22 protein-coding genes are annotated in these 21,635 nt (G+C 58.5%); 14 read left to right on the forward strand and 8 right to left on the reverse strand.

All coding sequences use genetic code 11. From position 1 onward, the window contains the following. Positions 1–276: 276 nt before the first annotated feature. The 3 genes from J4E42_RS22180 (at position 277) to J4E42_RS22190 (ending at position 1,914) form a co-directional block, all read left to right on the forward strand. The gene (locus J4E42_RS22180) at positions 277–735 is read left to right on the forward strand and encodes an antitoxin Xre/MbcA/ParS toxin-binding domain-containing protein (RefSeq protein ID WP_207286155.1); all 459 of its coding nucleotides are present in this window, start codon (positions 277–279) and stop codon (positions 733–735) included. Beyond that, positions 732–1,220: an RES family NAD+ phosphorylase gene (locus J4E42_RS22185; protein ID WP_207286156.1), complete on the forward strand. Its 489-nt coding sequence runs from the start codon at positions 732–734 to the stop codon at positions 1,218–1,220. The genes J4E42_RS22180 and J4E42_RS22185 overlap by 4 nt, the downstream gene beginning before the upstream one ends. 133 nt (positions 1,221–1,353) lie before the next feature. Next, a complete protein-coding gene (locus J4E42_RS22190; RefSeq protein WP_207286157.1) occupies positions 1,354–1,914 on the forward strand; it encodes a hypothetical protein in 561 nt (186 codons plus the stop codon). 3 nt (positions 1,915–1,917) lie between these two features. On the opposite strand, the gene J4E42_RS22195 is transcribed toward J4E42_RS22190, so the two are convergent. The 3 genes from J4E42_RS22195 to J4E42_RS22205 form a co-directional block, all read right to left on the reverse strand. After that, positions 1,918–2,634, reverse strand: a complete 717-nt coding sequence (locus J4E42_RS22195) for an alpha/beta hydrolase (RefSeq protein WP_207286158.1) — start codon at positions 2,632–2,634, stop codon at positions 1,918–1,920. 187 nt (positions 2,635–2,821) lie between these two features. Further along, positions 2,822–3,934, reverse strand: coding sequence for a succinylglutamate desuccinylase/aspartoacylase family protein (locus tag J4E42_RS22200; RefSeq protein ID WP_192228757.1), 1,113 nt, complete (start codon positions 3,932–3,934; stop codon positions 2,822–2,824). 200 nt (positions 3,935–4,134) lie between these two features. Then, positions 4,135–4,914 (reverse strand): ABC transporter substrate-binding protein, encoded by a 780-nt coding sequence (locus J4E42_RS22205; RefSeq protein WP_192228756.1) that lies wholly within the window; start codon positions 4,912–4,914, stop codon positions 4,135–4,137. A 174-nt stretch (positions 4,915–5,088) separates the two neighbouring features. Here J4E42_RS22205 and J4E42_RS22210 point away from each other — a divergent pair, with 174 nt between their 5' ends. Then, entirely contained in the window at positions 5,089–5,748 is a 660-nt protein-coding gene (locus J4E42_RS22210) for a type 1 glutamine amidotransferase (protein WP_207286181.1), read from the forward strand. A gap of 97 nt (positions 5,749–5,845) precedes the next feature. On the opposite strand, the gene J4E42_RS22215 is transcribed toward J4E42_RS22210, so the two are convergent. Then, positions 5,846–6,274 carry a rhodanese-like domain-containing protein gene (locus J4E42_RS22215; protein ID WP_207286159.1) on the reverse strand — a complete coding sequence of 143 codons (429 nt, stop codon included), beginning with the start codon at positions 6,272–6,274 and terminating at the stop codon, positions 5,846–5,848. A 101-nt stretch (positions 6,275–6,375) separates the two neighbouring features. On the opposite strand from J4E42_RS22215, the gene ftrA reads away from it, so the two are divergent. Further along, the gene (ftrA, locus tag J4E42_RS22220) at positions 6,376–7,350 is read left to right on the forward strand and encodes a transcriptional regulator FtrA (RefSeq protein WP_207286160.1); all 975 of its coding nucleotides are present in this window, start codon (positions 6,376–6,378) and stop codon (positions 7,348–7,350) included. A gap of 91 nt (positions 7,351–7,441) precedes the next feature. On the opposite strand, the gene cobF is transcribed toward ftrA, so the two are convergent. Together cobF and J4E42_RS22230 are read right to left on the reverse strand one after the other, a co-directional pair. After that, positions 7,442–8,197 carry a precorrin-6A synthase (deacetylating) gene (cobF, locus tag J4E42_RS22225; protein ID WP_008044931.1) on the reverse strand — a complete coding sequence of 252 codons (756 nt, stop codon included), beginning with the start codon at positions 8,195–8,197 and terminating at the stop codon, positions 7,442–7,444. Continuing rightward, positions 8,197–8,769, reverse strand: a complete 573-nt coding sequence (locus J4E42_RS22230; RefSeq protein WP_207286161.1) for a histidine phosphatase family protein — start codon at positions 8,767–8,769, stop codon at positions 8,197–8,199. The genes cobF and J4E42_RS22230 overlap by 1 nt, the downstream gene beginning before the upstream one ends. 543 nt (positions 8,770–9,312) lie before the next feature. On the opposite strand from J4E42_RS22230, the gene J4E42_RS22235 reads away from it, so the two are divergent. The 5 genes from J4E42_RS22235 to J4E42_RS22255 all read left to right on the forward strand — a co-directional run bounded on the left by J4E42_RS22235 (position 9,313) and on the right by J4E42_RS22255 (position 14,486). Then, positions 9,313–10,329 carry an arginine N-succinyltransferase gene (locus tag J4E42_RS22235; protein WP_207286162.1) on the forward strand — a complete coding sequence of 339 codons (1,017 nt, stop codon included), beginning with the start codon at positions 9,313–9,315 and terminating at the stop codon, positions 10,327–10,329. 61 nt (positions 10,330–10,390) lie between these two features. Then, entirely contained in the window at positions 10,391–11,425 is a 1,035-nt protein-coding gene (astA, locus tag J4E42_RS22240) for an arginine N-succinyltransferase (protein ID WP_207286163.1), read from the forward strand. A 146-nt stretch (positions 11,426–11,571) separates the two neighbouring features. Next, positions 11,572–12,441, forward strand: a complete 870-nt coding sequence (locus J4E42_RS22245; protein WP_008026744.1) for an oxaloacetate decarboxylase — start codon at positions 11,572–11,574, stop codon at positions 12,439–12,441. Between the two features lie 627 nt (positions 12,442–13,068). Further along, positions 13,069–13,848: a hypothetical protein gene (locus J4E42_RS22250; protein WP_008044921.1), complete on the forward strand. Its 780-nt coding sequence runs from the start codon at positions 13,069–13,071 to the stop codon at positions 13,846–13,848. Next, positions 13,845–14,486, forward strand: a complete 642-nt coding sequence (locus J4E42_RS22255) for a transposase (protein ID WP_207286164.1) — start codon at positions 13,845–13,847, stop codon at positions 14,484–14,486. The genes J4E42_RS22250 and J4E42_RS22255 overlap by 4 nt, the downstream gene beginning before the upstream one ends. A 124-nt stretch (positions 14,487–14,610) precedes the next feature. On the opposite strand, the gene J4E42_RS22260 is transcribed toward J4E42_RS22255, so the two are convergent. Then, a complete protein-coding gene (locus J4E42_RS22260) occupies positions 14,611–15,684 on the reverse strand; it encodes a diguanylate cyclase (protein ID WP_207286165.1) in 1,074 nt (357 codons plus the stop codon). A gap of 185 nt (positions 15,685–15,869) precedes the next feature. Here J4E42_RS22260 and J4E42_RS22265 point away from each other — a divergent pair, with 185 nt between their 5' ends. The 3 genes from J4E42_RS22265 (at position 15,870) to J4E42_RS22275 (ending at position 19,789) form a co-directional block, all read left to right on the forward strand. After that, complete coding sequence (locus J4E42_RS22265) at positions 15,870–17,324, forward strand: NAD(P)/FAD-dependent oxidoreductase (RefSeq protein ID WP_207286166.1); 1,455 nt, start codon at positions 15,870–15,872, stop codon at positions 17,322–17,324. 22 nt (positions 17,325–17,346) lie between these two features. Continuing rightward, complete coding sequence (locus J4E42_RS22270) at positions 17,347–18,303, forward strand: alpha/beta fold hydrolase (protein ID WP_008044917.1); 957 nt, start codon at positions 17,347–17,349, stop codon at positions 18,301–18,303. 109 nt (positions 18,304–18,412) lie between these two features. Then, the gene (locus tag J4E42_RS22275) at positions 18,413–19,789 is read left to right on the forward strand and encodes a VOC family protein (RefSeq protein WP_207286167.1); all 1,377 of its coding nucleotides are present in this window, start codon (positions 18,413–18,415) and stop codon (positions 19,787–19,789) included. A 120-nt stretch (positions 19,790–19,909) separates the two neighbouring features. Here J4E42_RS22275 and J4E42_RS22280 read toward each other — a convergent pair whose 3' ends face one another. Continuing rightward, positions 19,910–20,587 (reverse strand): type 1 glutamine amidotransferase domain-containing protein, encoded by a 678-nt coding sequence (locus J4E42_RS22280; protein WP_207286168.1) that lies wholly within the window; start codon positions 20,585–20,587, stop codon positions 19,910–19,912. Positions 20,588–20,996: 409 nt separating this feature from the next. On the opposite strand from J4E42_RS22280, the gene J4E42_RS22285 reads away from it, so the two are divergent. Next, the gene (locus J4E42_RS22285) at positions 20,997–21,512 is read left to right on the forward strand and encodes an Hcp family type VI secretion system effector (protein ID WP_007919523.1); all 516 of its coding nucleotides are present in this window, start codon (positions 20,997–20,999) and stop codon (positions 21,510–21,512) included. Positions 21,513–21,635 lie beyond the last annotated feature (123 nt).

Consider the following 21,635-nt stretch of genomic DNA (forward strand, 5'->3'; position numbering starts at 1 on the left):
GTGGATTTGTCCTCATCGCGGTTCCCACAAACGACGACAAAAATCAAAAACTCAGGGATTTTTCCCACGCGTTTTTCGGGTTGGCCTTCGGAAGTTTGAAGGTTAGCGTGGTAGCTCCAAATCAGGCATGACAGGGGGCCAACTGGCATCCGGCAAGCAAGGTGTCACGCTCCAACACGGATCCATTACGGGAGCAATACGTTGGTCGATACCCCTTGCTCAGCTCGCGACATTTGGCGCTATGATGACGTCAAATGGCGCTAGGAGGTATTCGGTATGCCCGCAGTGACCAAGACAAAGAGCGTTGCCCAAAAGCCTACGGAGGTGCTGTTACGGGGCCGCAAAGGTGATACGCGTATGTTGATCATCCGATACACCCAGGAAGGCTTTGACCTGAACGACGTCAGGGACATGCTTTCCACATCGACGCTGTACATGGAGTACGGCCTCGTTCAGCGCATCACGGGGAAATCCGTGAGAACGGTGCAGCGCTTGGCGAAGGAGACCAAACCAGTGCGGCTAAACCAGCAACAAAGCACAATTGCCTTCCAGTATGCACATGCTCTGGAACACGCCATCAACGTGTTCGGTGACCAACTGTTGGCCGAGGATTGGTTGAAGAAACCCTGCAAATATCTGGAGGGTAATATCCCGCTGGAGCTGATCGACAATTCGCTTGGCTTCCAGGTAGTCGAGGATTACTTGACCCGAATTGAACACGGTGTCTACCAATGAACCCTTTGCCTTGGGATGGGAAATGGCATGCATGGCGGCTTGACCGCGAAGTCTTTAAAAACACATGGAACAGTGGGATCGGAGCCCAACAATCCGGCGGTCGATGGAACCCTCCCGGGCGCCGGGTTATCTACGCGTCGGCGGATCCCTCTACTGCCATTCTGGAAGTAGCGGCCCACGCTGGTTTCGACATGCTCGACAGGGTGCCGCACGTGCTGACGCGTTTCGAAGTACTGGATTCGGACCTGATCAAGATTGTTCAACCCGAAGATGTACCAAACCCGAATTGGCTCACTCCGTCTCAACCCTCGCCCAATCAACAGCATTTTGCTGATGAGTTACTGGCCGAGCATCCCTTCGTACTCATCCCTTCTGCGGTGAGCGATCATTCATGGAATTTGCTCGTGAGCTGTGACATTGCGGCGGATAAGTTCCAGCTTGTTTCACAGGAGCGCTTTGGACTGGATACCCGGTTGGTCAAATGAGCGTGAGGGTAACCATGATTGTTTATCCCCGGTTCGTTCAACAGAACCCGACCGCCCGTTAGCCCACACTGGAATGCTCCACGACCTCCATGGGATGATCGCCCCCACCGCGAGACCACCCTGGAGATTTTGAATGTCACTGTTGAGTAAAAAAGCCGTTGTCCTGCTGCTGGCAGTGGCTGCCAGCCTGGGGGCTTTGAATGCACAGGCGGCTAAAGAGGCAGCGCCAGCGCAGAACGTCTCGATGCTGGGCGGAAAATTCAAATTCAACCTGCCCAAGGGCTTCGTTGCCAACCCGCTGCCGGCGGACGCGACCGGTGCGAGCGGCACCATGTACACCAACGCAACCACGAAAACTGTGGTGATTGCCGCTGAAAACACCATTCCTGGTGGCGTCAACGCCAAGGACAACGACGGTGAGTTCCTCGACGCCACGGCGTCCGACTTCGCCACTCAACAAGCCAAGGCGCTGCCGGATTTCACCAAGCTCAGTGAGAAAAGCCTGACCCAGAAAGGCACCGGCCTCGGTCTGCGGGAGATCGACAGCATCGCCACCCAGGGCGGCGGCAAGACCCTCGATACCACGCTGATGGCCGCCTCGGGCACGCGCATGGCGCTGGTAAAGGTGATTTCCCGTCTCAGCGACAACGCCGGCCACGAAGCGCTGGTTAAACAGATCGTCAGCGGCAAGTAAGGCTCAGGGGTTGAGGCGCTGCAACCAGGCGCTCAAATCCTGCATTTCGGCGGCACTGATGTTGTGGCCAACGCCTGGGTAGGCATGAAATTCAGGCTTGAGTGACAGGCTCTGCAACAGGCTGTTTGCCTCGGTGCCGTCGTTGAAGGGAAGGCGTTTGTCCGCCGTGCCATGCCCGATGAAAATCGCCAGTTTCTGAAGTTTTTCATCGGGCTTGAGCTCGGACTTGAGCACCGGCAAGATCCGCCCGCTCAACGCCGCGATTCCGCCCACGGCTTCGGGATGACGCAACGCGACCTCGTAAGACATGATCGCGCCCTGGCTGAAGCCCACCAGGAAAACCTTGTTCGGTACTGTGTGATATTTCTTCGCAGCCTGTGCGACGAAATCCAGCAACACCGGCCCGCTGGCCTTCAGGTCATCCGTCTCGCCGTTGTAGGCACCTTCTCCCTTCTTGCGAAACCACTGATAGCTGCCCTCCTCCATGACCATCGGTGCGCGCACCGACAGGTAGTTGTAGCGGGCGGGCAATTCATCCTTGATGCCGAACAGGTCCTGCTCGTTACTGCCGTAGCCGTGGAGGAAAATCACCAGGGGTTGATTGACCGATTCGGGGTTGGCCTGCTCCAGGTATTTGAGCGGCAGATCGGTGTGCAGCGGGGTTTCAGCGTGGACGGCGACGGACGCCAGGAGTGTCAGCAGAGCGAGAACCTTCAACATAAACCTTCCTTCACAGAGCGCAGGATTCGGGGTTGAGCCTAACACTGTGAACTCAGCCGGGGGATTTTGGTGTCGCTGATACCGCCATCGCCGGCAAGCCGGTCTCGCTCCCACAGTTGAAATGCATTCCCCATGTGGGAGCGAGCCTGCTCGCGATAGCGGTATCAGCGACACCAAAGCATCCCGGTCAATCGTTAATCAACTTCCCAACGCGGATCGGCTCGCGCCCCGCAACTTTCGCCTGCCACGTCCCCGGTTGCGTATACCGCCCGCGATCAATCGCAAACAACACACCACTGGTGCCGGCGCACACAGTGGTCACCCGGTCGCTCAACGGGTCAACCACTTCAAACAACGCATCGCCCTTCTCGACCCATTCACCGGCCTCGCGCAGAAAACTGACCACGCCATGATGCGGCGCAAACAGGTATTCCGTGCCTTCAAACGGCATACCTTCACAGCATTCACTCGGTGCGGCCGGCCAGGTGCCTTTGATAAAACCCTGTTCGGCAAGGAAGCCGAGAATGGCTTCGCAATTGGCCTGAGCCTGATCGACCCGGGTATCGCCCATGCTGCCCAGCTCCAGCGTTGTCGCCAGGTTCGCCGGTGGAATCGCCGCCTCGGGGAATGCCCTTGCCAGGCGCAGCCATGGCGAAGAACAGGATTCATCGAAAGAACTGCCGCCGGAATCCTCACACAGCAGCGCAACGCCCGCCTTCAGTCGAGCCGCCAGGGACTTCCATTGCGACCAGTGTTGCGGCAGCGCATAAATATGAATCGCCGCTTCGAAATCGCAATGCAGATCGAGGGTGATGTCGGCGTCACAGGCATGGCGCAGCAGCAAGCGATGCATGGCTTCCAGCTGCGACTTCGGTGCAGGCAAACCGTCGAGAACCTGGCCCATGGCCTGACGAATCAACGCGATGTTGGCCTGGGCATCGGCGCCCAACTGATCGCCGATCAGCTCACCGACCGGCGCGCTCAGCTCAACGAACGAGCGGTTGAAGTTCTTGCCACTGCCGAGTTCGAAACGGCCCATGTGACTGCCTTGCAGGTGCTGGTCCAGGCCGATGGGATTGGCCACTGGAACCAACTCGATCACGCCTTGCAACTGACCTTGGGCTTCGAGTTCGGCCAGGCGTTTTTTCAGCTCCCACGCCGTGCGCATGCCCGGCAGTTCGTCCGCGTGCAGGCTGGCCTGGATGTAGACCTTGCGCGAGCCCGTGCCGTAACGAAATACGCTGAGGGTGCGTTCGGAGCCCAGGTGGCTCCAGGGCAATGGGTGGTCGATGCGTTGCATAAAAACTCCTGAACATCAGAACACTGAGATCCCCTGTGGGAGTGAGCCTGCTCGCGATAGCGGTGTGTCAGCCAATGTTTTGTTTCCTGACACTCCGCTATCGCGAGCAGGCTCGCTCCCACAGGGTTCTCATTTCATTAAAGAGAACATAAAAAAAGTGGCAACCGCCTTCACGGTTGCCACTTTCTTATACGGCTGGATTACTCGCCGTAAACATCAAAATTGAAGTACTTGTCCTGCACTTGCTTGTACTTGCCGTTGGCACGGATTTCAGTGATGGCGGTGTTGAATTTGTCCGCCAGCTCTTGATCACCCTTGCGCACAGCGATGCCGGCGCCGCCGCCGAAGTACTTGGCGTCTTCGTAGGTTGGACCCACAAAAGCGAAGCCCTTGCCCGCGTCGGTTTTCAGGAAACCGTCGTCGAGGTTGACCGAGTCGGCCAGCATCGCGTCGAGGCGACCGGAGACCATGTCCAGGTTGGCTTCCTGCTGCGAGCCGTAACGCACCAGGACAATACCGGCCGGTTGCAGCACTTCAGTGGCGAAGCGGTCGTGAGTACTGGCGCGCAGTACACCGACTTTCTTGCCCTTGAGCTCGGTCAGCGGGTCTTTGACGTCGGTGCCTTCCTTCATCACGAAGCGCGCCGGGGTGTGGTAGTACTTGATGGTGAAATCGACGTTTTTCTTGCGGTCGTCGGTGATGGTCATGGACGACAGGATCGCGTCGATTTTCTTGACCTTCAGGGCCGGGATCAGGCCGTCGAACTCTTGCTCGACCCAAGTACATTTCAGTTTCGCCTGCTCGCACAGCGCGTCGCCGATATCGACGTCGAAACCGGTGAGTTTGCCGTCAGGGGTTTTCATCGAGAATGGCGGGTAACCGGCTTCGATACCGATGCGGATCGGCTTGGCGTCATCGGCCACAGCGGTCAGGGACAACATCGACAGTGCCAGGGCACCGAACATCACTAGCTTCTTCATTTATAACTCCTGTGGGCGGAGGCTTTTATTGGCAGCGTTCGATTGGTAGCGTTCGGTCAGCGCTTTTTTGTTGGAGAAAACCGAAGTGGCGGGCAGTCTAGAGCGGCTTCAGGCGCGTAAATTGTGCATATGCGACAAATACTTATAGAAAAGGCGAGCTGAATGAACGATGAGATTCGCACCTTGAACCTGATCCAGCACCACCCCGCCGAAGGACCGGGTGCAATTGCCGACTGGGCTGCCTCCCGGGGATTGTCGCTGAACGTCTACCGCGCCGACCTCGGTCAATTGCCGCCAGTCAGCGCGGAACCGGCGGTTTTATTGGGCGGGCCCTATGAGTCCAACGCCGGCCCCGCGTGGCTGGAGGCTGAACGCCAGTGGCTCGCGCGCAGCCTGGAACAGGGCGCGGCGGTGTTTGCGATTTGTCTGGGGGCGCAGTTGTTGGCGCTGAGTCTGGGCGGAAATGTGCGGCGAATGGATCGGACCGAAACCGGCTGGACGCCAGTGCGCTTTGCCGATGGCCAGGTATTTAAGGTGCTGGAATGGCACGAAGACGCCATCGACTTGCCGCCCGGCGCGCAGCTACTGGCCAGCAGCGACCGGTGCGAGCAGCAGATGTATCGCGCAGGGCCTGCTCGGGTGGGTTTGCAGTTTCATCCGGAGTGGAATGCCGAATCGGTGGCAACGCTCAATGCGCACTTTGCCGAGGAATCGCCGCTGCCACGGGGAGCACCGGACAGCGCCGCCCATGCCGCCGTTTTTGAATGGTTGCAGGTGACGCTGGATGAGTGGTGGGCATTAGCCAAAGATCGCAAGAACACCCCAAATTTGTAGGAGCCAGCTTGCTGGCGATGGCGGTGGATCAGCCGACACGTCCATCGCCTGAACGGTCGCGATCGCCGGCAAGCCGGCTCCTACAGGGAAAGCTACATCAGCATTCGCAGCCGATGGCAGCTGGCCGTTGCACCTCAGTACTCAACTCAAACCCTTCATCCAGCCACCCGGTCACTCCGCCGATCATTTCCTTGACCGGATAGCCCAGAGCCGCCAGTTTCACCGCGGCCTTGTTGGCACCATTGCAATGCGGCCCGGCGCAATAAACCACGAACAGCGTGGATTTGGCATAGCCAGCCACCCCTTCAGCGGTCAGCAGTCGCCCCGGAAGATTGATCGCGCCCGGCACATGACCGCGCTCAAACGCCAGCGGACCGCGAACGTCCACCAACACAAAATCCACTTCACCTGCCTGCTGGCTGCCGTGGACGTCGGAACAATCGGTCTCAAAGGTCAGACGGTTGCTGAAATGCATCAGGGCAATGGCCGATGGGGCGGCGGGAATGTTGCGGACCAGGCTGGTCATGAGCGGTACTCCAACGTTTGGGTGGGTGTGAGAAGACTTTATCCGCCGTGCGCTTGCGGCTAAAGTGGCGCACAAGACACCTACCGGGAATTTTCCGCCAAATGCAACCCAACCCTGGATTAGTCGCGATTCTGGCCTACGACGGCCTCTGCACCTTCGAATTCGGCATCGCCGTGGAGATTTTCAGCCTGGCGCGCCCGGAGTTCGATTTCCCATGGTACGAACACCGGATCGTCGCCGTGGATCAAGGCCCGATGCGCGCCATGGGCGGCATTCAGGTGCTGGCCGATGGCGGCATGGAACTGCTCGGCGACGCCCGAACCATCATCATTCCCGGTTGGCGTGATCGCAACGCTGCGGTGCCTGAAGCGTTGATCACCGCCCTGCGCCAGGCCCATGCGCGGGGCGCACGGTTGCTGTCGATCTGCTCAGGCGTGTTCGTCCTGGCAGCGTCCGGTTTGCTCGACGGTCACGGTGCCACCACACACTGGCGCTACACCTCGGAACTGGCGGCGCGTTTCCCAAACATCCTGGTGGACCCTGACGTGCTCTACGTCGACTCGGGCCAACTGATCACTTCGGCGGGCAGTGCTGCTGGTATCGATGCGTGCCTGCATCTGGTGGCACGGGATTTCGGCACCCAGGTGGCCAACTCGGTGGCACGACGGCTGGTGATGTCGCCGCAACGCACCGGCGGACAGGCGCAGTTCATTCCGACGCCGGTCAGTCCTACGCCGCGCAGCGATCTTTCCCGCGTGATGCAGTGGGTTCGGGAGCGTTTGCATGAACCGCTGGAGGTCCGCGACCTGGCCAGCGAGGCGGCCATGAGTGAGCGGACATTCCTGCGTCGGTTTACCGAAGCCACAGGCATGCCGCCCAAAGCGTGGTTGCAGCATGAACGCCTGGCGCGGGCCCGTGAATTGCTGGAGAGCACGAGCAGAAACACCGACCAGATCGCCGAGCAGTGTGGTTATCGCTCGGTGGAAAGTTTCCGGGTGGCGTTTCGCAACGTGGTCGGCGTGCCGCCGTCGGTGTATCGGGAGCGGTTTGGGCGGGGGATTGAAGCGAAGATTTGAGGTGTGTTTGAGGTCCCCTTCGCGGGCAAGCCTCGCTCCTACAAAGATCATGTATTCCTTGTAGGAGCGAGGCTTGCCCGCGAAGGCGGCTTCATGGCTTACGCAAAAGGTACGTATCCATAATCCACCCATTAGCCAGCCGCGCCGCCTTGCGCACTCGCTCGATCTCGTCCGCCACGTCCTTGAGCTTGCCGCTGATGAGGATTTCATCCGGTGTCCCCAGGTAAGCCCCCCAGTAAATCTCTGTCTCCTGATCCGCCACCTGATGGTAGGAATCTTCCGCGTCGAGCATCACCACCAGGCTGTCGGCATCGCTCACCTGCCCTGCCGCCAGCCGGCGGCCCGTCGTGATTTCGAATGAGCGCCCAATCCGGTTCAGCGGCACTTTATGCTGGGCTGCCAATGCCTGAACGCTGGTGATACCGGGGATCACGTCGAACTCGAAGACGCAGCGACCGGACGCCAGAATCGCCTGCAAGATCCGAATGGTGCTGTCGTACAACGCCGGGTCGCCCCACACCAGAAATCCGCCACACTGGCCGTCGGACATTTCCTCATTGATCAGCCGTTCGAAGGTCAGCTGCTTGGCAAGATTCAGGTCTTCCACACTGGCCTTGTAGTCCACCTCTCCGCGCTCGCGCTCCGGGCTGTGGGCTTCAACGAAACGGTAGGTGTGATCAGTGATGTAGCGCTGGCAAATCTCACGGCGCAGGTCGATCAGTTTGTCTTTGCTCTGGCCCTTGTCCATGAGGAAAAACACATCGACGAGGTTCAGAGCCTTCACGGCCTGCATCGTGATGTAGTCGGGGTTGCCGGCACCGATGCCGATGACCATCAGTTTTTTCATCAACAGGCTCCCTCAAGGTCTGTGCCCAACACACGTAAGCGCCAGCGACCATTGAAGCGCAATTCGATGGCTGACAGCGGTTCGACATCGATCAGATTGAACGCGGGACTTTGCAGCACATGGGTCAACGCCGCGCGAATGACAAAAGGGTGGGTGATGGCAACGCTGTGCCCCGGTGTTGCCTCCAGGGTTTTCAGCCAGGCGGCCACCCGCTCGCCGAGTTGCGCTACCGACTCGCCACCGTGAGGCGCCGAACGCGGATCATCGAGCCAGGCCTGCAAGGTCTCGGGTTCGGAACGCTGCAGGTCGTCGATCCGCAAGCCATTCCAGCGCCCGAAATCACACTCCCTCAGCGCCTCGACAATTTCCACGTCATCGGCGAACAACCCGGCGGTTTGCCGGGTTCGCAATTCCGGACCGCAGAACAGGCGCGATGCCTTCTTGAGTCGGGAACCCAACGAACCTCTTGCCGATTGCCAATCCATCTCCACCGGCTCATCCGTAGGAAAACGCGCCAATTTCTGTGCGACGGTTCGAGCGTGGCACATCAGGGTCAAACGGGTCGCCTGCACGAAGGATCACTCGGTAAAAAGAAAGAGAAATGGCGTCACGCCGCCAAGAATCACGCAATTGTGCCGTAAGAAACACGATTGGGGGCTTTTCGTTTTACCCCTTGTCAACGCTTGTCGCCCTTAAAAAACCGCTATCTCCGACACCCCTGTCAGCGAGGACCTACAAGGCTGAGCGACTTTGGTGTAGCCCCCGACATACGGGCATTTCGCCCCATTTTAGGGCCAGAAATGGCCGAGCAAAAATTCACTAGACATGGGGCGATCGTTCCATAAATACTGCCGTAACGGCTAATCTAAACAACATCCTCATCCAGCAGGAGCCCGGATGCCCGCTTCCAGCAACATGCACCACCGCCTCCGCACCCAGAACCCGACCGACAGTGTCAGCATGACGCTGCCTGCGGCAAGCAGCGACTGACTGGATAAGAAAAAGAGTGGCGCCTGGCAAACAGCATCAAGCGACCGCCGATTCAATGCGTGGAAACCGACAGTGATAGTCAGGTTCGTGCCAACCGCCGAACCCTTTGATACAGGAGTGCATCCATGCTGGTCTTACGCCCAGTGGAGTTAACCGACCTGCCCCAGTTGCAGCGACTGGCGCAAGAAAGCCTGGTCGGCGTGACGTCCCTGCCGGACGACACCGAACGCTTGCGCGAGCGGATTCTCGACTCCTGCGCCTCGTTCGATAAAAACGTGCAACAGCATGGCCCGGAAAACTACTTCTTCGTGCTGGAGGACCTGACCACCCGGCGCCTCGCGGGCTGTTCGGAAATCCTCGCCACTGCCGGTTTCGGCGAACCCTTCTACAGCCTGCGCAACCGGCATTTCACCAGCGCCTCGCGAGAACTGAACATCGAGCACGGCGTGCCGGCGTTGTCGTTGTGCCACGACCTCAGTGGCCACACCTTGCTGCGCGGGTTTCACATCGATGCGGCACTGGTGCGCACACCGTCCTCGGAATTGCTGTCACGGGCGCGCCTGATGTTCATCGCCGCGCACCTGCCGCGCTTTGCCGAAGCGGTCATCACCGAAATCGTCGGCTTCAGCGATGAAGAAGGACGGTCGCCGTTCTGGGATGCGCTGGGCAAACACTTCTTCGACCTGCCCTACACCGAGGCCGAGCGCCTTTGCGGGCTGGAGAGCCGGACATTTCTTGCCGAACTGATGCCGCAATATCCGATCTACGTGCCGATGCTGCCCCAGGCCGCGCGGGACTGCATCGGCCGTATTCACCCCGATGGCCAGGAGGCCTTCGATATCCTTGAACGCGAGGGGTTCGAGACCAACAGCTACATCGACCTGTTCGACGGCGGCCCGACCCTGTATGCACGGCTCGCCAACATCCGCTCTATCGCGCAAAGCCAGAATGGCACCGCCACACCGGGCTCGACCATCGATGCCCGCGGACGCTACCTGGTGAGCAACGATTCACTGCGTAACTATCGCGCCATCGTCGCCGATCTGGACTACACCGCCGGGCAACCCGTGGTCCTCAGCACCGAGATGTGCGAGGCACTGAATGTCACCGACGGCAGCCCGATCCGGGTGATCGCGCTGTGAGCATCCTCGCGTCCAGTGCCCAACGACAGCGCTCGAGCCTGCGCGTAGAAGGAGCTGCATCATGATTGTCCGTCCGGTCCAGATCACCGACCTGCCCGCCCTGTTGGCGCTGGTCCAGCAGGCCGGCCCCGGCTTTACCACCCTGCCCGCCAGCGAGGACCGACTGGCGCATCGAGTGCGCTGGGCGCAACGGACTTTCGCGGAACAGGTTGAACGTGCCGATGCCGACTACCTGTTCGTGCTCGAAGACGACGATCAGCAAGTGGTGGGTGTCAGCGCCCTGACGGGGGCCGTTGGCCTGCGTGAGCCCTGGTACAACTATCGAGTGGGACTGACAGTCAGTGCGTCACCGGATCTGGGTATCCGGCGGCAAATCCCGACACTGTTCCTGAACAACGAAATGACCGGGCAATCGGAGATTTGCTCCCTGTTCCTGCGTCACGATCAACGCCACGGCAGTAACGGTCGATTGTTGTCGTTGGCGCGCTTGCTGTTTGCTGCCGAGTTTGCGCACCTGTTCGGCGAGAAGCTCATCGCCGAACTGCGTGGCAGCGCCGACGAGCAAGGCTGCTCGCCATTCTGGGACAGCCTGGGCCGGCACTTCTTCAAGATGGACTTCAACCATGCCGATCACTTGTCGGGGCTGGGCAGCAAATCGTTCATTGCCGAACTGATGCCACGCCAACCGCTGTATACCTGCCTGCTCACCGAACAGGCCCAGGCCGTGATCGGCAAGGCTCACCCGAATACCGAACCGGCATTGAAAATCCTCACCGCCGAAGGTTTCACGCACAAGGGTTACATCGACATCTTCGACGCCGGCCCGGTCATCGAAGCACCGCTGTCGAAAATCCGCACAGTGCGCGACAGCCAGGCGCTATCGCTGGTCATCGGCACGCCAGACGACCAGGCGCCGGTCTGGCTGATCCACAACCGCCGACTGGAAAACTGCCGCATCACCGCCGCCCCCGCCAGGCGGGTGGGCAACAGCCTGATCGTCGACCGGCTCACCGCCAAACGCCTGCAACTGCAACCCGGCAACTCGGTACGCGCGGTGCCGCTGCTCAATCAACAGCAGCAGGCTGCGGCGGCTTGAAGCAACCTCACGCCTCTCAATGGCGGTTTCGATCAGGCCCGCCCTGCAAATTCGTCATCATTCTTCCCCCCTTAGCGTGATAGCCTTTTGTTTTTTCGGCGTTGACACTTTTGCTCAAGCCCTTCCATTCCATTGGTGGAACTCATATGTCCAGGCTTTCACATCAAGATTTACGCCGTAACTTTCGTGAGCTGTTCGCTTCCAAGACCTGCTATCACACCGCGTCGGTTTTCGACCCAATGTCGGCACGCATTGCTGCGGACCTGGGTTTTGAAGTGGGGATCCTGGGTGGGTCTGTCGCATCGCTACAGGTGCTGGGCGCACCCGACTTTGCCCTGATCACCCTCAGTGAGTTCGCCGAGCAGGCCACTCGCATCGGCCGTGTCGCGCAATTGCCGGTAATTGCCGACGCCGACCACGGATATGGCAACGCCCTCAACGTAATGCGCACCATCGTCGAACTCGAACGTGCCGGCATTGCTGCCCTGACCATCGAAGACACCCTGCTGCCGGCGCAATTCGGCCGCAAGTCCACCGACCTGATCGGTGTCGCCGAAGGTGTCGGCAAGATCCGCGCAGCGCTGGAAGCCCGGGTCGACTCGGAAATGGCCATCATCGCCCGCACCCACGCGGGCATCCTGCCGGTACAGGAAATCATCAGCCGCACCCAGCAGTACCAGAAGGCCGGTGCGGACGGGATTTGCATGGTGGGCGTGCGGGACTTCGACCACCTCGAACAGATCGCCGAACACCTGAGCGTGCCACTGATGCTGGTCACTTACGGCAACCCGCTGCTGCGCGACGACAAACGTCTGGCAGAGCTGGGCGTGCGGGTCACCATCGACGGTCATGGCGCTTACTTTGCGGCGATCAAGGCGACTTACGACAGCCTGCGCGAGCAGCGGCAGATCCTCACTCAGACCTCGGATTTGAGCGCTACGGAACTGACGCATACCTATACGCAGCCTGAGGAATACATCCGTTGGGCAGAAGAGTTTATGAGTGTTAAAGAGTGACATTCAGTCGAGTCTGGCGTCGTCATCAAGGTGACGCCAGGCATCAACTTATTATAAATCCCCCTCACTACACCCAACTATAAAACCCTCTTAAGTCAGTTCCATCACAACACTTACACACAACCACTCACATTCATTTACAGCTACAGCCTTGCCCTGCATCACCAGCAGTGCAACTATCTTTACGTCACTACGACAACAAAACCAACCCATTATTATTTTGCGAGAGCACCATGAAAACAACAACCAACAACTGGTGTAGCACACCGCTATTTCACGCTCAAACCAACATCATCAACACATCGACACATAAACTTACTGCACTGTCTTGCATATCCGGATATACACCTCGCCTCAACGTGGGCAATATCCACGAAATCAAACGTTACTGGCAATTGACTGAAGCACCGCAATCTATTAAGTAGCACTACCGACACGTCCGACCAAGTGCTTGGCTTTCGTAGTTTGCAACGCCAGGCACCCCTACTAAATCAAGTTTCAACGTCTAACCACCAAAGTCTCAATACACACATTTTTTTCCAGCAAAAACCTGTACTGCACGCCCGATCGCTGATGGCGGCTATACGCCCACATTCACTCACACACTTTGAGTCAATGGATACGCCTATGATCAAGACCCTTATCAGATCAGACCTTCATCCAGAACAAATTATTAACACTCTCAAGACACTGGATCTGACCACCGAAGTAAAACACTTAGCCGCTTTATTGCATCAGAAAACTGCTGACGACCCCGAACTGTCCAGGGGAGCAGCAATCTTGAGCTCAACCAACATCCATACCGGAACGTTGACTTTGTACTATAACGCAAGTGGCAATATCAGCTTGAAGGCACCTGACAATGCCCCTGTTTCACCGCAACTCTATACGGTGCCGGGTAACAGCATTCTGTTCGCAATCAATGCGCAGTCGTATCGCGTTCAACTTTACGAAGTGGCGGATGACTACCTGATACTCGGACCACAAGTCACGGTCGACGCGGATAACCCCCTGCTCATCGACGGCACAAAAGTTCTGTTTGACAGCAATCCAACAGGGAACGGGCACCCAGCGTTTATCGGCAGCCTTAACTTTCCGGATAAGAGTGCCGATATCCGTGTTTTCGAACGCAGGTCATTACGCAAATGTGCCTGGTTCCCCCACGACAAAAGTGCCGCACATTATCTGGTCAGTCTGGAACTGCTTGAGGCCGTACAAGACCCAGATTCTAGCAAAGTGGCTGAAGAGTTGATTTATCACTATCACCCCGCAGTTGCGTGGAAGGCGTTCCAGCTCATATATGGCGCTGATCCCTGTAACGCTCGGAGATACGTGCCGCAATTGCGGAAGCTGCAAAATACTCATCTGAACCGTTTGCTTGACCAGCACCTGGATGAAGTCGCATGAACCTGAAGACTTTTATCGAGCGCATAGAAGGGTACGATCCGGATCGTGACAAACCACAAATCATTGCCGACCTGCGCGAACTCGCTACCCACAAAACATTACTGAGCGAGCATCTCTACAACACCCTCCAACGCGACGGTTACAACACCAAAAACAGTTTGTATAACGCCTACGCCTTCGTGCTGCACTATTCGGATGCCTACACCGTCCGCTTGGGTTTCTGGGCTCCAGTGACGAGCAAGGATGAGAGCGAAACGTTCATCTACAACTTGAACCACACCCACGATTTTGAGATTTATGCGGTGGGTTACAGCGGCGATGGCTACACCACCGTTATACGCAAAATACTTGATCAGGCGCCATTGCGTGTGGGTATCCGACCTCCCTTAGGCGACGAAACAACACTTAAACTTGCCCAGGACGAAGTACTGCACATGCAACCTTATTACGAAGTACATCGACAACTGCCGCCCCAGTGCATGTCTTCCTCACTAAGCCTGATCATTCATGCTCAGCCGTCAACAACCTCCGCCCAGGCCTGGTGTTTCGACGAGGACTACCTGCCGACCTATCCCGGCATTGCAACGCAGGAAACAGCGTTCTACGAACAGACGTTGTCGCTGCTGGGTCTGGAATAGTCAGATTGAGAATCGGCGAGAACTCGTTTGTGCGGTTCGGCGAAGGCAGCGGTTTAAAACGTAAAGGATGTCCCCGGTTTCTACCGACCGAAGCCCGCTCCCACATGGGGATTTGTGCAGGCTTTCAAACCGGGTCGAACAGTTCGTGACGAGGCTCGCCCTCGCCGCTACAGATGACGCGATTACGGCCGGTGGTCTTGGCCTGGTAAAGCGCCTGATCGGCGTCGTTGAGCCAGAGCGTCGCGTCTGTGTGCGCCTGGGTGAAAGCGGCCAGGCCGATGCTCAGGCTGACTTTCAGCGCCGGGCTCTGTTCGTAACTGAGAGTGGCGAAACGATCCCGCAGGGCATCCATGGCCGCCGCGGCGCTGCCGAGCGCAAGGTCCGGGAGAATCACACAGAACTCGTCACCGCCGTAGCGGCCGGCCACGTCAGTCGCCCGAAGGTTCTGTTTGAGCACCTTGCTCAACTGCCGCAAGACGATATCGCCGGCGACATGCCCGTAGGTGTCGTTGATGGCTTTGAAGTGATCGACGTCGATCAACGCAATAGCCCCACCCCGATTCTGGCGTTTACAGCGCTGGAATTCGACTTCCAACTGGTCCTTCCAGGCACCATGGTTGAGCAGGCCGGTGAGGCTATCGGTGCGACTCAGGGCGAGCAATTCGCGCTTTTGCCGGCCAAGCGTGGTGGCCTGGCGAAAGCAGATCCAGCCCAGCGCCAACGGATACAGACACAGCAAGGGTAAACAGGCGTACAGCTGCAGCTGACTGGTTTCAGGAATGAAGGCCGGCGCAAACAGAAAGTATCCGACGCAAACGCCCAGAAGTTGCGCAACCGTGCCCACCAGCAGGAATCGCAAACCGCCAATGGCCACATTGTTCATCGCCATCATGGCAATGGTGGTTGCGCTGGGCAGCGGATTGAATTGCATGGCGGCGACCCAGAAGCCGCCGAGAAAGGCATCGACCAGCAGGTTACGGTGTTCGGCGTGGTAGGGAACCTTCGCCCGACGCGCCCATTGGTAGGCCACGTGTGGCCAGAAGATTCCGTTGAAGAGCATCATCGCCCAGACCCACAATGGCGGATCAAGCGGGTACATCGCGGCGACCACACACACCAGTCCCGCGGCTAGCCCCAGGCTTCGCGATGCATAGAGCCTCCTGGCCAGTGAAAGTCCTTTTCCTCCCGTTTTTCCCATAAGGCCTCTGTACCGCTGAACGGAACCTGATCACACCTGGGGTTGCGGGTGTGCTCGAAGTCTAACAGGGCAACGTCAAATAGCCATCACCGGCCAGCAGTCTGAATACCGCGGTATAGACAGGAGGCGAGCCCCGAATGTTTGGCTATACCTGAAGAGACAAATAACGAGAAAAAAGGAGGCCCATGCAGACTTTCCAAGTGTTGATCATCGGCAGCGGTTTCGGCGGCCAGTGTGCGGCGATCAATTTGCTCAAGGCCGGCATCGATGATTTTCGTCTGTTGGAACGTCGGGACTTCTTCGGCGGCACCTGGTGCCAGAACACTTACCCCGGCGCCGCCGTCGATGTGCCCTCGCCGCTGTATTCGCTGTCCTTTGCGCCCTATCGCTGGACGCAAATGTTCGCCGAACAAGCCGAATTGCACCGCTACACGCAGCACGTGGTGGAGCAATTCGGCCTGCGCGACAGGGTGGAACTGGAGGCGAACGTCGAACGCATCGAATGGGACGACGACGCCAAACGCTGGGCGGTGCACACCGCCAGCAAAGGCACGTTCTACGCGCAGTTCCTGATCAACGCCACAGGGCCGCTGAGCCAGCCCGTCGTCCCACGCTTCGAGGGCCAGGAGCGCTTTCAGGGCAAGACTTTTCATACCAACCATTGGGATCACGCCTACGACTATCGGCATAAACGCGTCGCCATCGTTGGCAGTGGCGCCAGCGCGGCCCAGGTGATCCCGGCGATTGCTCCGGACGTCGCGCATTTGCATGTATTCCAGCGCACACCGCACTGGGTGCTGCCACGGGGCGACCGCACTTTTGGGCCTTTCCAGCGCTGGTTGCTCGGCCTCAAACCCGCCTACAAGCTGCTGCGCTGGATGATCTACTGGCAATTCGAAACCCGGGTGATTGCCTTCAAATATTCGAAACCGGCCATCCGCATGGTCCAGCAACACGCCCTGCGCTTCCTCAAACGACAAGTGCCCGACCCTGAACTCAGACGAAAACTGACACCGGACTACGCCATCGGCTGCAAGCGAGTCATTGTTTCAAGCACCCTGTACCCGGCACTCGGCCGCGACAATGTGACCTTGCACAGCCGCGAGCAAGGCATTGCCGCCATCGACGAAACCGGCATCGTCACGCAGGACGGGCAGCACATCGACGTGGACCTGATTGTCTGGTCCACCGGTTACGACGCCACTGACGGCGTCATTTCCTACCCGGTCAGCGGAAAAAACGGCAAGCAACTCAGGGATTTCTGGGCGACCTACCCTCGCGCCTACCTCGGCACCAGCCTGCCGGACTTCCCCAACCTGTTTATCGTCACCGGCCCCAACACCGGCATCGGCCACACGTCGGCGCTGTTCATCATCGAATCGCAGATGAATTACATCCTCGACTGCATTCGCACGTTAAAAGAACAGGGTTTGCGCAGCATCGAAGTACGCCCCGAGGCAGAACGTACCTACACTGAAATGATCCACCGGGAGATGGAACGCACTGTATGGAAGTCAGGAGGCTGCCACAGTTGGTATCAAAGCAAGAGCGGTCATGTAATCGCCATGTTTCCGGGGTTCAGTTTCAGCTACCACCGATTGACCCGGGCACTGAAACCCGCCGATCACATGCTGTCCTGATCAGAGAGAAGGGAGACGCCTGATGCTTTTGTTGGTTGTCGCTATCGCAGTTTTCGCGGCCTGGAGCTGGTTGAGCTACCCGGCCATCGGTTATTGGCTCTATGACTTGAACATGGCGGCCGAAGCCAAGCTGTATCGGCTGCACAAAATCGTCGTGCCCATCGCCGAAATGACCGTCTCGACCTGGCAAGGCGGGCCTTATGAAGCATCAAGCAGTGTGCTGATGCTCCACGGCTACAGTGCCGACAAGAACATCTGGCTGCGTTTCGCCCGGCACTTTGTCGGCACCTACCGGGTGATCATCCCCGACATCGCGGGGCATGGCGAAACCGGCTTCAAGGCCGGCGGCGGTTATGACATTCCCTTGCAGGCCAAACGAATGATCCAGTTGCTCGACGTCTGCGGCGTCGAGAAGGTCCACGTGATCGGCAACTCGATGGGTGGCTACATGGCGGCCTGGCTCGCGGCCACCTACCCGGAGCGCATCGCGTCGGTCGCGCTGATCGACCCGGCCGGTGTCACCGCACCCGAAATCAGTGACCTGGAACGCCACCTGGCCCAGGGGCACAACCCGTTCCTGGTTCACTCCCGAGAAGAATTTCGGCGCTTCTACGCCATGACCATGGCCGAACCACCGTGGGTGCCCGGCGTGGTGCTGGACGCCATCGCCCAGCGTTATGAACAGTCCCGGGATGAGTTGGCAGAAATCTTCAGCGACTTTCGCGCCAGCCCGCCGATGGAGCCAAAACTGCCCGACATCAAGTGCCCGGCGCTGCTGCTGTGGGGGCGCAAGGACCGCTTGATCGATGTCAGTAGCGTGGCGATCTGGAGCAAAGGCATCGAGGATCTGCGTGTAGAAATCTGGGACGGCATCGGCCATATGCCGATGGTCGAAGAACCAGGGAGCACGGCGCGGCTATATCGGGAGTTTTTGGCATCCCAGCGCTCGGAAAGCCCTCAGGACCAGAGGATGCATTGAGCAAGCAGTCCTTGAAAGAATGAAGTTCGTAAGATTCTTCGTTTGTCGGCGGCGCTGAAGGCTGCGATCTTTTCCGCATCCTTTACGTCACCGCGCCAGGAATTTTTTCATGAGCCACCCGAGCTTTGTCAGCCCTGACCTGATCCGCCAACGCTTCTCCAAAGCGATGTCCGACATGTACCGCGAAGAAGTGCCGCTGTACGGCGCGCTGATGGAACTGGTGGAACAGACCAACCGCCATGTACTGGAGAGCGACCCGCAGATCGCCCGACAGTTGAACAGCACCGGCGAAATCCAGCGCCTGGACCTGGAGCGTCATGGCGCCATCCGCGTCGGCACCGCCGCTGAACTGGCCACCCTCGCCCGGCTGTTTGCGGTGATGGGCATGCAACCGGTCGGCTATTACGACCTGACCCCGGCCGGCGTGCCGGTGCATTCCACGGCGTTCCGCGCGGTGCATGAAGCCGCACTGCAGGTCAGCCCGTTTCGAGTGTTCACCTCGTTGCTGCGTCTGGAATTGATCGAAGACCTTGAGCTGCGCGCCTTTGCGCAATCGGTGCTGAATAAGCGCTCGATCTTCACGCCAAAAGCATTGAACCTCATTGATCGTGCCGAAACCGAAGGTGGCCTCACCGAGCCCGAGGCCCAGGACTTCGTCGAGCAAGCGCTGGAAACCTTCCGCTGGCACCACAGCGCGACGGTCACCGCCGAGCAGTACCAGAAACTCAGCGCCCAGCATCGCCTGATCGCCGACGTGGTGGCGTTCAAGGGGCCGCACATCAACCACCTGACGCCGCGCACGCTGGACATCGACATCGTGCAGGCGCAAATGCCGGCCCACGGCATCACCCCTAAAGCGGTGATCGAAGGCCCGCCCCGCCGGCAGTGCCCGATCCTGTTGCGTCAGACCAGTTTCAAGGCGCTGGACGAGCCTGTCGCCTTCACCGATCAGGCCGAAAGTCGCGGCAGCCACAGCGCCCGTTTCGGTGAAATCGAGCAGCGCGGCGCGGCGCTCACACCTAAAGGGCGGACACTGTATGACCGTTTGCTCAATGCTGCTCGCGACGAACTCGGGGACTTCCCCAACGAAGGCAACGCCGCACGCTATAACGCGCTGATGACGCAGCATTTCAGCGAATTCCCTGACACCGTCGAGGGCATGCGCCTACAGGAACTGGCGTACTTTCGCTATTTCGTGACGGAGAAAGGCGTCGGAGCGCAGGCGCTTAAATCCTTGTCGCTGGAAGATCTGCTCAGCGGTGGCTATTTGCGGGTTGAACCGCTGGTTTACGAAGATTTCCTGCCGGTCAGCGCGGCTGGGATTTTTCAGTCGAATCTGGGGGATGCCGCGCAAACCCACTACGGCGAGCATTCGAATCGGCAAGCCTTCGAGCAAGCCCTGGGACGATCGACCATTGATGAGTTGGGGTTGTATGCCGAGACGCAACGGCGTTCGATCGAGGAATGCTTCGCAACGCTCCGTTAATCACCACCTAACCCTGTAGGAGCCGGCTTGCTGGCGATGGGGCCCTTGGATTTGTATTGCTCTTAAGGGCCTTATCGCCAGCAAGCCGGCTCCTACAGGTTTTATGGCGATCTTCAGTACCTATTTCAGCTTCGCCAGCAGCGCTTCAGCCGCCACCTCGGACGACGCCGGATTCTGCCCGGTCAGCAGCAGACCATCGGTCACCACATAACTCGCCCAGTCATCTCCCTTGGAATAAATCCCGCCCTTCTCCTGGAGCATGTCCTCCACCAGAAACGGCACCACATTGGTCAGTTGCACCGCCTCCTCCTCGGAGTTGGTGAAACCGGTCACACGCTTGCCTTTGACCAGCGGTTGACCATCCGCGCCCTTGACGTGACGCAACACGCCCGGCGCATGGCAGACCAAAGCAACCGGCTTGCCCGCATTGTAAAACGCCTCGATCAATGCGATCGAAACCTTGTCTTCAGTCAGATCCCACAACGGGCCATGCCCGCCCGGATAGAAAACCGCATCGTAATCTTCGGCTCGCACGCTGCCGAGCAACGCGGTGGACGCCAATGCGGACTGGGCTGCAGAATCCTTGCGAAAACGCTCCGTCGCAGCGGTCTGCGCATCGGGCTCATCGCTTTTGGGGTCCAGTGGCGGCTGGCCTCCCTTGGGCGACGCCAGCGTCAGCTGAGCGCCGGCGTCTTTGAAAGCGAAATACGGTGCCGCGAATTCCTCCAGCCAGAAGCCGGTTTTCTTACCGGTATTGCCCAATTGATCGTGGGACGTCAAAACCATCAGGATTTTCATGTCGCGCTCCTTGAATGTGGGAAATGTACGGTTATCTCAGCGCAGATTTGACCACCCGGCTGCGCAGTTCGTTGCACTTGTTACACGGGTTCTCTCAGTGATGGCCAACCGCCTTGATGCGCAAGAAGTTGCGCAATCGACCGAGCAAATCGTCCGGTTTCACTGCACAACATCCGGCTAATCAGGGCCTCCAGCCGAGTGCGCAAGAAGTTGCGCAGTGCTGCGCAACTTCTTGCGCACATTACGCGTAGAGCCTTGCGCGGGGTTTCAAAAACAGTCGCAAAACAATCTCAACGCCTTGTTTTATATGGTTTTTATCGTTTGTGGCACGGACCTTGATAACAGTCATGCACCCACCGGGCGATACCGCCTCCCGGGCACCTTTATTTATTCAGCAAGGAGAGCATCCATGGCAACACCAGCGTACATGTCCGTTACTGGCGAAAAACAAGGCCTGATCACTGCCGGCGCCTTCACTGCCGACTCCGTTGGCAACACCTACCAGGAAGGCCACGAAGACCAGGTCATGGTTCAGGCTTTCAGCCACGACGTGATCATCCCGCGTGACCCGCAATCCGGCCAACCGACCGGTCAGCGCGTACACAAGCCAGTCGTGATCACCAAGGTCTACGACAAGGCTTCGCCTCTGCTGCAAGCGGCTCTGACCTCCGGCGAGCGCATGAGCGAAATCGTTATCCAGTGGTTCCGTACTTCGGCTCAAGGTACTCAAGAGCACTACTACACCACCAAACTGGAAGACGCGATCATCGTCGCCATCAACAACAAAATGCACAACTGCCAGGATCCAGGCAACTCGCACTTCACCCACCTGGAAGAAGTGCAGTTCACCTACCGCAAAATCACCTGGACCCACGAAGTATCCGGTACTTCGGGTTCCGATGACTGGCGTGCTCCAGTCGTTTAATTACGGCTGATCGTTACAAGCATCGGCCAGCTCTGCTGGTCGATGTTGTTTACGCCCCTCCAGAATTTCGCGTGCGTTGATCCGCTTTGCGGTTGTCGACGAACGCCGCTCCACAGCACGAGG

The sequence above is a fragment of the Pseudomonas sp. FW300-N2A2 genome, assembly GCF_017351735.1.
Lineage (GTDB): Bacteria > Pseudomonadota > Gammaproteobacteria > Pseudomonadales > Pseudomonadaceae > Aquipseudomonas > Aquipseudomonas migulae.